Below are 14481 nucleotides of genomic sequence, written 5' to 3'. Positions count from 1 at the left end.
TTAAAAAATGTTTTTAACTCTTTTAAATATCAAAGATGTATTTACACCACCAAATGCAAAGTTATTGCTCATCACAAAGTCCGTTTTTATCGGAGTTGGCTCTTTTAAATAGTTTAGATTTGCACACTCGGGATCGATCACGTTTAAATTTATAGTTGGGAAAAATAGCTCTTCTCTCATCATCATGATAGAGGCGATCGCCTCCAGTCCGCCACAAGCGCCAAGCGTATGACCAAGATAGCTTTTAAGCGAGCTAATGGCGATATCCTCTCCAAAAAGCTCATTTGTAGCGATACTCTCGGCTATGTCGCCATGTTTTGTCGCAGTCGCATGAGCATTTACGTAACCTATGCTTTTTGGCTCTAGCTTTGCGTCACGAAGCGCTAGGCTCATCGCTGCTTTCATCGTAGCGCTTTGTGGTCTAGTGATGTGCGTACCGTCACACGTCGAGCCAAAACCAACAACCTCAGCGTAAATTTTAGCTCCTCTTTTTAAGGTACTCTCTTCGCTTTCAAGCACTAAAAATCCAGCTCCCTCGCCAAGCACCAAGCCATCTCTATCTTTTTCAAATGGCGTTGGGGTCAAATTTGGCGTGCTATTTTTGACACTAGTCGCGTAAAGCTTGTCAAAGACGTATGCCTCGCTCACGCAAAGCTCCTCAGCTCCACCAGCTAGCATCATATCTATGCTGCCATTTTTTATGCTCTCGTATGCGTAGCCAATGGCGTGCGAACCACTTGTGCAGGCCGATGACGTCGGGATTATACGTCCTTTTAGCAAGTAAAATAGCGCGATATTTGCCGCTGTGGTGTGAGGCATCATTTTTATGTAGGTATTTGCGTTAAAGCCGCTATCCATGTCCAAAACTAGCTTTGCCATATCAAGAATAGAGTCTGTACTGCCAGTACTTGAGCCACTAGCTACACCCATCCTGCCATCTTGCACACTTGGGTCCAAATTTGCAGCTTGCAACTCTTCTCCATTTAGCAAGCCAGCGTCTTTTAAAGCAAGTCCGGCCGCATGTACGCTATAACACGAGACCTTGCCAAGACTTCTTAGCTGTTTTCTGTCCCACTCCTGTGGATGCTTGTAGTCTATGATAGGTGCTGCTAGGCGCGTGTTTAGGTCCTTATAACCCTCCCACTCGCTCATATATCTCATGGCGTTTTTACCCTCAAGAAATTTAGCTCTCATCTCCTCCCAGCTGTTGCCAAAAGCACTGACTGCGCCGATACCTGTGACAAATACACGCATTAGCAAAGTCCTCCATTTACGCCGATAACCTGCCTTGTGATATAGCTAGCATCACTGCTTAGTAGAAATTTAACAAGTCCTGCCACCTCGCTGGCCTCGCCAGCTCTTTTTGCAGGTATGGCCTTTAGCACCTCGTCTAAAAAGTCGCTATTTAAAATTTCCTCGCTCATATCTGTTTTTATAAGCCCAGGTGCTACACAGTTTACCGTTATGCCTCTACTTGCAAGCTCGACCGCGAGGGCTTTGCTAGCACCTATGATGCCGGCCTTGCTAGCTGAGTAGTTTACCTGACCTCTGTTACCAATGACTCCAGAAACTGAGCTTAAAGTAACGATGCGAGCTGGCTTTCTAGCTCTTATCATGGGCATTAGCGCTGGTCTTAGCACGTTATAAAAGCCATTTAAATTTACATCTATCACATCAAACCACTCTTCATCGCTCAGCCCCACAAAAGTGTTATCTCTTGTTATGCCAGCGTTTAGTACAACGCCATAATAAACGCCATTTGCCTCCATGTCGGCCTCTATCGCCTCTTTTGCTGCAGCGGTGTCAGCCACGTCAAATATCAAAAATTTAACCCCAAGCTCACAAGCCATCTTTAAAAGCTCATCGCTCTTGCTTCTTGCGTGAAGCACCACTTCGTACTCGCCAGCAAGGCGCCTAGCTATGCTAGCTCCTATGCCTCTGCTTGATCCAGTTATCAATACTCTCTTACTCACTAAGTACCTTTTTTACAAATTCTTCATCAGGCTCATCACATTTAAAACCGCCCTTGCGCCAAGCTCGCCGTTTACAAAAAGTTCACTATCATAAACGCCAAAACCACTCTCGTCTTGAATCGAGCAGTTTGAGATGATCACTATCTCATCGCCCACTTTAAAATACGGCTTAAAAATTTCAAATTTCCTACTTCCAAGCAAAAAGCCAAATATCGCCTTCTCACCGCGTAGCTCACGCATCTTTGAATCGTAGATCCCTAGCTTTGAGCCATCATCTCGATCGCCTTTTGCGTATGAAATTTACCATCTTCTAAAAATGGATTTTGATCATTTATCACGCTTCTTACTTTGATACTCTCACAAGGCGTAAATTCTAAAATTTTATCGATCAGGGTTATGGTACTGCTGTGCGGCAAATAATCACTTATCATCATCTCACTCTTTTAAATATTATCGCGGCGTTGTCTCCGCCAAAGGCAAAAGATAGCGACATCGCCGTTTTTACGTCAAATTTCGTGCCGCTTTTTACTAAATTTATAGCTTCCAAACTCTCGTCATACACTCCGTCATAAACGTGTGGTGGCAAGAGGCTATTTTCCCCCATGCAAAGCATAACGCAAATGGCGCTCTCGATGGCTCCAGCAGCCCCAAGTGTGTGTCCGATCTGTGGCTTTAGTGAGCTAGTATATGCGGAGCCAAGCGTTAAATTTACAGCTTTTGCTTCCATTTTGTCATTTGCTTGCGTGCCAGTGCCATGCAAATTTACATAGTCCACGCCGTCTATGCCAGCTTTTTTTAAAGCTTCTTCTATACAAGAAATTGCCATTTTGGCATTAAAATCAGGCTGAGTCATATGAAAAGCGTCGCAGTTTGAGGCCGAGCCAGCGACCGTGACGTTTGAAATTTCATCATGGCTCAGCAAAAACAGCCCAGCTCCCTCGCCGATATTTATACCCTCTCTATTTTTAGAAAAGGGTTCGCTTGGTTTTTGACTTAAAATGCTAAGTGAATTAAAGCCATTTATGGTTAAGGTGTTTAAACTATCAACACCGCCGCATATAACCGCATCGCAAATATCGCTTTTTATTAGTCTTTGTGCTTCAATAATCGCCTTAACTCCAGAAGTACAGGCAGTCGATACGCAAAAGCTTGGCCCCTCTAATCCATAAAAATCACTCACAAATTCGCTCACATTTGCAAGACAGTTTCTGTCTATACCAAACTTACTTTTATCAAAAATTTCAGTTCTTATATACTCTTTAAAAGTCCAAAAATTTTCTTCAATTCCACTCGTTGTAGTGCCTAAAATAACACCTACACGGCTCTTACCAAATTTTTTGATAGCCTTTTTTATCTCATCGTCAAGCTCAAGAAGCGTGTTTAGAAGCAAAGCATTGGTTCTTGTTTTGAAGTGTTCTTTTGTGTTCTTGGCAAACTCTGGCAGCGCCTTATCAAATTTCGCAACTAAAAATTTATTCTCGGGATGAAACTCACTGCTTAAGCTTAGAAATCTCTTTCCACTTAAAAGCGAGCTCAAATTCTCATTACTGCTACTCCCTGCGGCACTGATAATGGCTGGTTTGCTAACGTAGATCAACACTTTCTACCTCATAATATTGATCGCCTATCATAAATTTTTGCTCTTTTTTTTCATCTTTTATCATCTCTAGTACTTTTATAAAAAGTTTATTATAGGTGCTATTTGGTGGCAAAAAACCTAAATTTTTAAAGCTGCCATCTTTTAAAACTCGCCTAGCTTCTGGCGCACCAAGTGCATTTACAAGGCTAAATTTATACTCGTTCTCGCTATTTTGTACATAAAGCAAAAGTAGACCTTTTGATGAGCTTATCTTAAATGTTTTCAAGCCAAAATCTGCTATCTGCGGCGTATCAAATTTATTTGCGCATCCAAGAGCAAAAAGCGAAATAGCAAGGATTATGACTATTTTTTTTATAAGCAATCTTTACCTTTTAATATTAAAAATTACAAAAGTTTAATAATTATATCTTTGCATTGCTTAAATGCAAGGCAAATAATAAATGAATTATTAATAATTAAGTATTTTTTTGCCATTTCATCGTAGCTGGTAGTACCAAGATCGCTAAACGATAAATTTTTAAGCTTTAAAATTGCCTCTTTTGCAGTATAAATTTCATAAAATTTTTTCATTTTATCTTTTGCGTTTGCTAAAATTTTGCTCTCATCTTTTGTGAAGCAAAAGCTAGCTACTGAGTTAAAATTTCGCTCTTTTAGCTCTTCTACATCAACTCCGATCTTTTCTTTTGAAATGGCCAAAACCGCGATATTTTCTTTATGAGAAAGACAGATTTTACCTCGTATCTTTGCTTTAAATTTTAAGTAGCGAGATACTTTAAACGAGTTTTGTTTTATTAAATTTGGGTATTTTTTTACTCTTCTGCGATCTTTTTTATTTAGCATTTTTGAGCTAAATTTCTCACCGCAAAAGCTGATAAAAAGATGAATTTCACCCCTTTTTATAGGCATTTAATCTCTTTTTATAATTTTCATCGCACTCTAAGGCTTTTTCAAACTCGGCAGTAAATGCTCTAAGACAATCATTTTTTTGCTGGTTTTCATCGCCAAATGATCTAATACGTGGCGCAAAAGTGATCTCATCTTTTCTAAAATCAGCCTCTTTTAGATCAAAGTTTAAATTGCTCATTTTGCTATTTAAGATATGCAAGGCACATTTTCTTGGCCCAAAGATAAAATTTTGCCCGTTTAAGGACTTTAGGCTTCTTACTAAAACGCCACCATAAAGCGATGGCTCGCTTTTAAAAGATATGTCAAAGCCAAAGTTGTGAAAGTAAATCTCTCCTGCCTCACACTGCCTTTTGTAGGTATTTGCATCAAAACAAGTATAAATTTCAAGCTCACTAAATTTATACTCTTTGCCAGAAACAATTAAAACTTTACTTTGCATAAGCTCGCATAAAAAGCTCTGAAATTTATCGTCAAAAAACTCTTTAAAACTAGCAGTCCCAACTATCTCTTGCTTTATATTTTTATCTAAAATTTTAAAGTTATTTTGTTTAAGCAGATCAAATTTTTCTTTATCAAAATGACTTTGCTCTAAAAATTTACTAAGCACCGCCACTAGATCAAATTTAGCAAAATGGCTTTTAAGTAGCTCGCCAGCTAGCATCTTTGCTCCTAAGTTTTTATATATTTTAAAGGATTTAAGCTTTACAAGCCAATCTTTGATGAAATTTTACCAACTGCCACTTGCTCCACCTCCGCCAAAACCGCCTCCGCCGCCACTAAAGCCACCACCTCTTGAACTGCTTGAATGGCCGTTGCCACTGCTATTTGAGTCTGATCTATCGCGCCTAAAGTCACTGTGTGTATTTTTGCTTTGAGCATTTTTTTTAAAGGCATTTTTTAAAATAATAAAAAATATTACAAACATAATGGCAAAGACAATGAAGTAATTTTGCACGCCAAAAAATTGCTCAAATACCGTAGATATCAGCCCTGCAAAACACGCACTAAAGCCAATTCTCATAAAAAATTTACCTAAAAAGCCAGAGACAAAACACGAGATCATGCCAGCAAAAAAGGCAACTATTCCAAACGGTATCTCTTCATCTTCACTCGCACTTTCAAATTCTTCGCCACTAGCCACTTTTATGATGGCTCTTATGCCATCTATCACGCCACCGCCCATATCTCCTTGCTTAAATTTAGGCACTATCACATCATTTATGATCTGGCTTGATATAGCGTCAGTTAGCACACCTTCAAGCCCATAACCAACTTCTATACGTACTTTTCTCTCGTTTGGAGTGATTATTAAAAGCACTCCATTACTGCTTTGTTTTTGTCCCAGCTTGTAGCCTCTAGCTACCTCAAGAGAGATATCTTCTATGCTTTTATTTTCTAGTGATTTAAGCGTCACGATAGCAATTTGCGTCGTACTATTTTGCTCATAATTTTGCACCAAGCTTAAAAGCTCAGCTTTCTCATTTTTAGAGAAAATTTGAGCCTCATCACTTATCTGCTCGTTAAAATTTATGGCAAAACAAAAGCAAAATGTAAAAAATAAAAGAGCAAAAATTTTCTTCATCATTTCTCAAATGAAACTTTTGGATTTATCTTCTCTTCGTTGCTTATTTCAAGATTTTGTTTTGGCTTTAGCTCAGGATAAAAAGCACTTGCTATAAATTTATTTGGAAAGCTTCTAAGGGCTACGTTATACTCTTTTACAGCTTCGATATAATCATGCATTGCCACGCTTATGCGGTTTTGCGTACCTTCAAGCTGGCTCTGAAGAGATAAGAAATTTTGATTTGCTTTTAGCTCTGGGTAGTTCTCACTAACTGCCATAAGCCTGCCAAGCGCCAAGCCAAACGAGCTTTGTGCTGTCATAAATTCTTTCATCTTAGCTTCATCGCTAAGACCACTTGCATCAACGCTTACTTGCATGCTCTTGCTTCTAGCATTTGCCACATCTTCAAAAATTTTTTGCTCATGAGCTGCGTAGCCTTTTACAGTTTCAACCAAATTTGGCACAAGCTCGGCTCTTCTTTTATATTGATTTAACACCTGCGACCACTTTGCATTTACATTTTCATCAAGTGCAACAAATGAATTTATATACTTAAAAGCACCAAAAGCAAGTGCAGCAATAACTATAATAACGGCTATTAAATTTTTCATATTTTCTCCTTTAAAAGGGGTGATGTTAGTAAAATAAGGCTTAAAAATGAAGCAAAAGGAGTTAAATTTTAACGAGAAAGAGTAGAAGTGGGCGTAAATTTACGCCCACACTTGGCAATTAAAGATCAGTTTGGATTTTGTCTTCTATCTGAATATGAAGTGTTTGACCATTTACTTGATCTACGCTTGAGTAGCCTTTAAAGCCAGCATCAGCATGCACTAAAGTATCTTCTTTCCATTTACCATTGATATCAACTTTGTTAGTTGCATCGCCCTTGATCTTGAGAACGGTGTTAAGATTATCAGTGATGTTAAAGATAGCTTTTGCATCAAATTTTATCTCAGAGCCACCTTTAAGCTCAATATTTTCAAAGCTTTCTACTTTTGAATCAAGATTAGGAATATTAGGAATGTTGTTAAAATCAACTTCGCCACCATCGACTACCAAAGTATCATTGCCTTTGCCACCTTTCATATCTTTGCTTGCGTCAAATTTAACCGTATAGTTTTCAACGCCTATATGAAGTGGTTTATAAGGCTCGTAAGACTTGGACTCTAAGCCATCCGAATCCGAGGTCTTAAGAGTAGCTTTGACTTCCAAATCATAAGCTGATCTAGCATTAATATCTAATGATTGCTCGAATACACCTTTTGTTATATCTTCAGCCGATAAAGTATGTGTTGCAGTCTTAGTTAGTGCATGGTGGTTGTCTGGATCAGTGTATTTAAACTCTACCGTATCTCCATTTCTAGCATCTTCATTAAGATAAACTTTAACCGTAGTAGATCTTTCGCCATTTTCTGAGGTTTTTATATCCTTATTAAACATGATGCCTCTTATAGCATCGATCTCAGCATGTGCCGTATCGCTTACTGTTTTACTCTCACCAAATGTGTCAGTTAGAGTAACTTCAGCTTTTGTTTCTTTACCAACTGCGATAGTAGCATTGAGATCAAGTGGCTTATCTCTATCAAGCGTTTGTTGAGAATCATCATCTAAATTTTTAAGTGTAATTTTTCCATTTACATCTTTTTTCATAACTTCGTAATGATTAGTCGCAGTAGATCCATCAGGATTTGTTATCTTGACATCTATCTTATCACCAGCTACAACACTTCCTGGGATAGAAACATGAACCTTTGAAATTTTACTACCTGACTCATCTCTTGAGATAATGCCATTATCATTTTTATCAGCAACTATGCTTACACTTAATCCCGCTTCACTTAAAGGAGCAAGTTTGGCTTTTGCTTCGCTACTAGTTGTAGTCTCAGCACCATTTGTTATAGTAGCTACTGCACTAGTTTCGCGACCTGGAAGCATAGCAACACCAGGAATTTTTATAGTATTGTTTGCTAGCTGTGTAGTAGTATGAGTAGCATCATCTGTAAGTGAAATTTTGCCGTTAGCAGTTTTTGAAACAGTATAAGTTATGGTTCTAGACCCTGTTGTGCCATTAGCTTGAGGTTCTTTTATTGTTACTGCTACCTTATCGCCATTTGTGACATTATGCGGCACCTGAACGCTTATAATTGTCTTTTTTATATCATTGTCCAAAATAGCTTCATCTCTGTCTATTACATTGTCTCTACTTGCATTATCTTCAACAAATTCAATCTTTAAATTTTTAGTATCTACTGATTCTAATGTAGCTTTAGCTGTCTTTGTTACTCCATTTATAGTAGCTTCAACCACTGCTGGATGATCTTTATCTATATGAACATCAGAAATTTTTAGCTTATTATCTGTTGGAAGTAATTCAGTGTGATTATCTGGAAATTTTAGAGTAATGCGATTGCCGACATTTGAAACAATAGTATATTCTTGTTCTGCTCCACCATTTACCTTGACTTTTATAATATCGCCACTATTTACAGTGGTTGGGATTTGAAGTATTGCCGAAGTGGTATTTAAATTTCCATCCTTCATAGCTTCATCTCTACTTAGAACTCCGTTTCTATCTTTATCCTCATCAATAAATAGCCTAAAGCCTGTTCCAGAACCGCTACCTTGAGCATCAAGCGTAATATCGCTATTTGTCTCAACCTTATCAGCGCCAGTATTATCAGTAACCTTGGCATTAATGATAGTTTTATGATCTTCTGTTAAGCCAAGTGTGTATTTGACCACCTTATTGCTATCAGCATCATCGGTAATATCAAGCTCTTCACTACCATTTTTGGCTATTAATTTGCCGTTATTGTCTTTTACTATCTCATATGTCTTGGTCGTTTTATTATTTGGTGTGTCTTCGTTGTGTGACTCTACTATTAATTTATCACCTAAAACAAAATTTGAAGGAAGCTTGATAGTTGCTATAGTAGTCGCTCCAGTTGCCTCTGCACTACCCAAAATACCATCATTATTGGTATCTTTTTCAAAAGTTATCTCCATGTCTTCATGAAGCTTTTCAAGAGTATTATGATTTTGTGCTTCAGCTTTTTTACCACCGCTTGCATCGGTAGTCTCAGTAGTTACATTGATGGTCTTGCCAGCAATGATCTCTACGCCAGGAATTTCTATCTCATTTTTATCACTTGCAGTTATAGAAGTATGAGTAGAAGTATCTTCTAGTATGATTTTACCGCTTGGATCTCTACCTGTAACCTTATAAGTTTTAGGTGAAGTGCCATTATCTATTTTTATAGTTACCACATCACCAGCTATAACGTTATTTGGCACTTTTACTACTACTGTCGTTTTGTGTAGGTCACCATCTGGGTCCTTACTCTCTGCTCTCGTTAAAGATACGTTACGGTCAGCATCCTCTTTGAAATATACTGCCATATCGTTTATATTTGAGATAGTAACCGTGCTTGTATCTTCTGCATGCTGAATACCATCTTTATCTTTTATCTCAGCTGTTACTTTAGTTTCTAGACCAGTTGCTGTTTTAATGCCAGAAATTTTAAAGCTTCTACCATCTGTATCTGTATCTATTTTATTGCCATCGCTATCTTTTACAAAGAACTTACCATTATTATCTTTTCCAATAGTATATTTTATTTCTCTAGCAGTAGCCTCATTTGGCTCTTTTATAGTTACAGTTAGTTTATCTCCACTTACTGCATTTTTAGGAAGCTTTATAGTGACTGTTGTGCTATTAAGATCATGATCACTCATAGCTTGCTCTCTGCTCATACTCCTAGTGCCATTAGCCTCTCCAAAGATAACTTCAGGTTTTTTTACATGCTCTAAACTAGCCGATACTTCTGACTCATTTATGGATGTATGTCTATTTGGATTTAAATTTGTAACTTTGGCCTTAATAGTCGTATCTTCTCCATGCTTTAGTTGGATACCAGAAACATCAATGGTATATTTATTGTCACCTGATTTTATAGGTGTTAAAACATTAGAAGTTCCGTTTTCTGTTACACTAGTCACAGCACCTTTACTATCCATATGTATAGTAAATTCTCTTGTATAAGTTTTAGATGGATTATTTACAGGATCATCAGGATCAGGTCCAGTAATAGTTAGCGTAAGCTTATCGCCATTATCAATTTTATTTGGCAGAGTAATCCTTGCTGTGGTTTTATTTACTTCATTGTCATCAGTACTTTCTTGTCTTGAAATTTCATGAAGAGTCTTTTCTTCTGGTAATGTCATTTCTAAATTTCTACCAATAGGCATTACACTATCTTGATCTGACTCTTCACTTTTTCGAACATTGTTTTTATCTACCACATGAGCACTAGCTGATGTTCTTACATCTGGAAATATCGGAAGAGATGTATTTACTTTTTGATTATCAATCATCTCTTGTGTAAGAGAAATTTCTTTTGTTGTATCTTGCTTGGTTAGTGGATCGGTATAAGTTATAACGATCTTATCGCCAATAACTACATCTTTTGGTAGAGTTATTTCTACTGTTGTGCTTCTAAAGTCGTTATCTTGCTTATTTTCATTATCATATAGATAGATATTATCATCTGTATCTTCAGTAAATTTCAAAGTTGGCTTTACATCAAGAGTAGTAGAGTCACTTGCAGTTGCACTTCTCATCGTGTTTGTGCTATCTGCTACATAAGCTTCTACTTTTGAAGGCTTCCCGTGCTCGACTGGCATATTATCTATCTTATATCCATTATCTATTATGTTTTGATCAATAGATACATTTCTAACCTCAGTTGTACCATCAGGCTTTGTCAAAGTCACGTGAAGCATATCTCCAACAATCACATCTTTTACAGTTATAAGTACTGGAGTTTCATTTAATTTACCATCTTTAGCATTTTCAGTATATGTTAATAGATTATTATCAGGGCTGTTATCTTCTGTAAATTTAACCTCTGGAGCACTAAAGCCACTTGAAGTTACGCTATCTTCGCTTCTACCACTAACATTTCCTTGAAAATTTGTAATAGTTGCATCAACTTTTGAAATTTTACCAGTCTGTATTGGTGCATCAAACTGATAACCATTGCTTATGATAGTTGGGGTGATAGGAATTGTTTTATTTTCAGTATTACCATCTGGCTTAGTTATAGTGATATTTAGTATATCTCCGGCCCTTACTGTGCCATCATTTGGAATTGTAATAAGAACTTTTGATGTATTTAAATTTGTATCGCGTGCATGCTCAACCCTGCTTAAAGTACCATCGTTATTAAGATCGCTTATAAAAGTTACAAGAGGATTGCTTGGGATTATAGTATCATCTCCGCCATTGTATCCGCCTATTGGGCTATCGTATGAAGCAAAGGCTCTGTTTGTATCACTTAAATTTCTATATGTTGCATTAATGTTTGAATAGTGGCCACCCTCAGCAAATTTAGCGTCACTTAGACTAACACCATCTCCACCACCAGCAGCAGTGTTTCCACCAGCAGCAGTTTCTTCAAGTTTTGTTAAATCTCCGCCATTTAAAATAGCATTTTGCAAATCACTAACATCTGCCAAGCCTTCTGCGCCTATAGTACTTTGATTTAACGCAAGCGTATCATTGCCTACAATCGTAATCTCTTTTCCATTATTTGAAACGATTGTTATTTTATCAGCTGCATCACTTGTCTTGATACCCTCTCCCATATAAAGGATGTCACCTACTTTTAGCTCTCTCTCATTTCCGTTTTGATCGATAGCGACCGCCTTGCCACTAATAAATTTTACTACTCCAGCTTCTTTAGCCAAGATTACTCCTTATTATTATTTTTTGTATTATTTAAATTTTTGCCTGATTATATAATATCTTTATAGGATATAACTTTATACGAAAAAATTTATCTTTTAAGAAAAAATATATCACATAAATATGGATATAAAATCCGAATGTCAATAGTTCGTAAAGGCAAATTTTGGGCATTTATCAAAAAGTAGGTTTTTTGATTGTCAATATAATTAATCATGCAAAATATAATATTTTTTATAATAAAAACTTAATTTAAGATATTTTTAATTAGTTTGAAACAACAATATAACCAAAAAAATCATAATTTTTAAAAAATGTGTGATCGCTATAAAAATTTTATTTATAAATTTCACAAAAAATCATCAGTCTAAAATCTACAAACTTATAGTTAAGTTTTTCTAGGTAAGCAATTTTCTAACGCGAAAAATTTATATAAAGATATTCAAAAAATAATATGAAATGATAATAAAAATTTATGATTATTTATAAGCAGTGGCGGACAGAGAGGGACACTCCGCCAATCTTATGGCTTTTGTCATTATTTAACCTTTTAAAAGTCCAATATATACGACTTCTTATTAATATTAGAATTATATATTTTAAAGCTTTATTTTTGCTGATTTTCTGTAACAAATACCCAAATTCTCTGTAACAAGTATTCTGTTATTTTATAGGGCTTTTATAGTATTTTTAATAAAAAAATTTGTCCAATTATAAGGACAACTTTTTCTAAAATTTTTAGCTATAGAAATTTTTGTTTTAATAAAATCAAAGACTCTAAAGTGCTATAATCTACCCAAATTTAAAAGGACTTTTATGACTACCATGATAAATATTCAAACAACTGCAGATAATACTACTCTTGAAGCGATAAAGGCTCTACTTTTTAAAATAGATCCAGCTGCTATTTTTGAAACCTATGGTGAGCAGCAAAACTATCTTGGTAAAGAGGATGAGGAGCACCTGAAGAGGATTTCTGATATGGATGATAAAGGGGAGCTAGAGTATGTCTCAATGGACGAAATGAATGCTCATGTAAATTCTCTTTTTAAAAAATACGGTGCCTAAATGCAGCAAATTCCTTATTTAAGCAAGGAATTCCTAAGCCAACTTGATGCAATTTTGAACTTTTACTCCAAGGATAGCGTTGAAACTGCTTGGACTTTTTATTGCAAGCTATTAGAAAGGCTAAAAAGCATCTCTTATATGCCTTACAGATTTAGAAAAAATAAAACAATCAATAGAGAAGACACTAGAGATCTTATATTTAAAGGGTATGTGGTAGTCTTTCGTATAGAACAAGATCATATAAAAATACTTGCAATATATAAGCACAATCTCACTCCTTACTCATAGAAATACGCTATTAGCTTAAATTTATAGAGGCTATAGCTTCTAAATTACTATTTAGCTCTTGCGCCTTAATCTCCGCAGGAAAGGTTAAGCCCAAGCATTCAAGTTCTCTTTTTAGCTTGATGTTTGTATTTGCGTGAGTCATAACTAAACTATAAATTTCTCCTTTCATCTGTTTTATTTCTTCTCTTGTAATTTCTATTTCGCTATTTTTTTCAATAATCTCTTCATTGGCTTTACAAAGCTCATTTTTAGTAACTTGTAGCTCAACTTCTTGTACTTTATATAAGCTTTCTTGATCATTGAGCCTTGTTCTTAGTATTTCATTTTCATATTCTAGATCTTTTATATTTACCTTTTGATCTTCACTATACTTAGAAATAATATCTATATATGTCTCGTCTTTTTCTATGATAGCTTTTAGTTCTTCTATCTTTTGTGTTAGCTTATCATTTTCGCTGGCTATTCTAAAAGCTTTTAGTTTTTTATGCCTACTGCCACCACCACCTTTTATCATTCCTAAAATTTCAGCATTTATGTTATATACAGCTTTAAAAACGGTTTTATAATCCAAATTCGGATCGGTTGTGTTCTTTTTGAATCTTTGCATTTGGTTTCTACCATTTACTAAGCTATTCCATTCCACATGAGCATGCTTTTGAAATATTGGCTCAAATTTTTCATATTCTAGTTCAGCCCCTTTTTCATAGTATTGTTTGCCATTTATGCTTTCTTTTATATGTATATAATAAGCCCTGCCATCCTTATCCGTAATGTATGTGCCGCCTAGTTTGCCATTCTCATCATGAAATAGTGGAAATATCTCCTTATTATCGCTCTTTCTTAAAAGGTGCCCCTCATCACTATGAATGTATAAATTTATGGGTTCAATATTTAAAATTTTGCTTACAGCTTTTATGGATTTTAGTAAGCTTGATAGTTGCGTATGCTCGTTTAGTCCTATGACACATTCATAGTGACAGTTTTGCTTTAGTGGTTTTTTGCCCTTATGTTTATCTACTAGCTTTATCTTACCAAGATGTGATACTTCATGCTTCATCTCATCTCTTCTTTTTTGCCATAAGTCATTGAAGCTAAGCTCATTTAATCTTATGTGTCTCACAGACTTTTTCAAGATTCCATATTTTTCATTTAGATAGTATCCTGGCATTAGGTAGCCAGGTTTTTCTTCTCTACTATTGTGAGCATTTGTTCGCTCAGTAGCTAGCTCAAATGTTATATTTGCTTGTTGGTTTTTAAACATATTGCCTCTTTAAATTTAATATCTATTTATAGTAATTATATGTGTTTGGGCAAAAATCGTTCGCCTAAACCATTT

Annotated in this window: 12 protein-coding genes and 1 pseudogene; 2 read left to right on the top strand and 11 right to left on the bottom strand. The window is 35.9% G+C overall.

Annotated features, from left to right (window positions below; genetic code table 11):
- From A3835_02410 to A3835_02365, 10 genes and pseudogenes are all read right to left on the bottom strand, one after another.
- Nucleotides 1-1254, bottom strand: a complete 1254-nt coding sequence (locus A3835_02410) for a beta-ketoacyl-ACP synthase II (GenBank protein ORI08752.1) — start codon at nucleotides 1252-1254, stop codon at nucleotides 1-3.
- Entirely contained in the window at nucleotides 1254-1973 is a 720-nt protein-coding gene (gene fabG / locus A3835_02405) for a 3-oxoacyl-[acyl-carrier-protein] reductase (protein ID ORI08423.1), read from the bottom strand. The genes A3835_02410 and fabG overlap by 1 nt, the downstream gene beginning before the upstream one ends.
- Nucleotides 1966-2407, bottom strand: a pseudogene (locus A3835_02400) (thioester dehydrase). The gene fabG and the pseudogene A3835_02400 overlap by 8 nt, the downstream one beginning before the upstream one ends.
- Nucleotides 2404-3570, bottom strand: coding sequence for a beta-ACP synthase (locus A3835_02395; GenBank protein ID ORI08422.1), 1167 nt, complete (start codon nucleotides 3568-3570; stop codon nucleotides 2404-2406). The pseudogene A3835_02400 and the gene A3835_02395 overlap by 4 nt, the downstream one beginning before the upstream one ends.
- Nucleotides 3557-3934 carry a hypothetical protein gene (locus A3835_02390; GenBank protein ORI08421.1) on the bottom strand — a complete coding sequence of 126 codons (378 nt, stop codon included), beginning with the start codon at nucleotides 3932-3934 and terminating at the stop codon, nucleotides 3557-3559. Before A3835_02390 ends, A3835_02395 begins: the two co-directional genes overlap by 14 nt.
- 23 nt (nucleotides 3935-3957) lie before the next feature.
- On the bottom strand, nucleotides 3958-4479 hold the full coding sequence (locus A3835_02385; GenBank protein ORI08420.1) for a hypothetical protein: 522 nt from the start codon (nucleotides 4477-4479) through the stop codon (nucleotides 3958-3960).
- Nucleotides 4460-5140: an ABC transporter substrate-binding protein gene (locus A3835_02380; GenBank protein ID ORI08419.1), complete on the bottom strand. Its 681-nt coding sequence runs from the start codon at nucleotides 5138-5140 to the stop codon at nucleotides 4460-4462. Before A3835_02380 ends, A3835_02385 begins: the two co-directional genes overlap by 20 nt.
- A gap of 66 nt (nucleotides 5141-5206) precedes the next feature.
- Nucleotides 5207-6064: a hypothetical protein gene (locus A3835_02375; protein ORI08418.1), complete on the bottom strand. Its 858-nt coding sequence runs from the start codon at nucleotides 6062-6064 to the stop codon at nucleotides 5207-5209.
- Nucleotides 6061-6654 carry a LemA family protein gene (locus tag A3835_02370; GenBank protein ID ORI08417.1) on the bottom strand — a complete coding sequence of 198 codons (594 nt, stop codon included), beginning with the start codon at nucleotides 6652-6654 and terminating at the stop codon, nucleotides 6061-6063. The genes A3835_02375 and A3835_02370 overlap by 4 nt, the downstream gene beginning before the upstream one ends.
- A gap of 118 nt (nucleotides 6655-6772) precedes the next feature.
- Nucleotides 6773-11791, bottom strand: coding sequence for a hypothetical protein (locus A3835_02365; protein ORI08416.1), 5019 nt, complete (start codon nucleotides 11789-11791; stop codon nucleotides 6773-6775).
- Between the two features lie 814 nt (nucleotides 11792-12605).
- Here A3835_02365 and A3835_02360 point away from each other — a divergent pair.
- Nucleotides 12606-12857, top strand: coding sequence for a hypothetical protein (locus tag A3835_02360; protein ORI08415.1), 252 nt, complete (start codon nucleotides 12606-12608; stop codon nucleotides 12855-12857).
- Complete coding sequence (locus tag A3835_02355; protein ID ORI08414.1) at nucleotides 12858-13145, top strand: plasmid stabilization protein; 288 nt, start codon at nucleotides 12858-12860, stop codon at nucleotides 13143-13145. It begins immediately after the preceding gene.
- A 10-nt stretch (nucleotides 13146-13155) separates the two neighbouring features.
- Here A3835_02355 and A3835_02350 read toward each other — a convergent pair whose 3' ends face one another.
- Nucleotides 13156-14406 carry a hypothetical protein gene (locus A3835_02350; GenBank protein ORI08413.1) on the bottom strand — a complete coding sequence of 417 codons (1251 nt, stop codon included), beginning with the start codon at nucleotides 14404-14406 and terminating at the stop codon, nucleotides 13156-13158.
- Between the last annotated feature and the right edge of the window lie 75 nt (nucleotides 14407-14481).

The organism is Campylobacter concisus, from assembly GCA_002092835.1.
GTDB classification, from domain to species: Bacteria; Campylobacterota; Campylobacteria; order Campylobacterales; family Campylobacteraceae; genus Campylobacter_A; species Campylobacter_A concisus_K.
The sequence above is the reverse complement of the archived record's forward strand: the minus strand, read 5'-3'. Positions and strand labels throughout refer to the sequence as shown.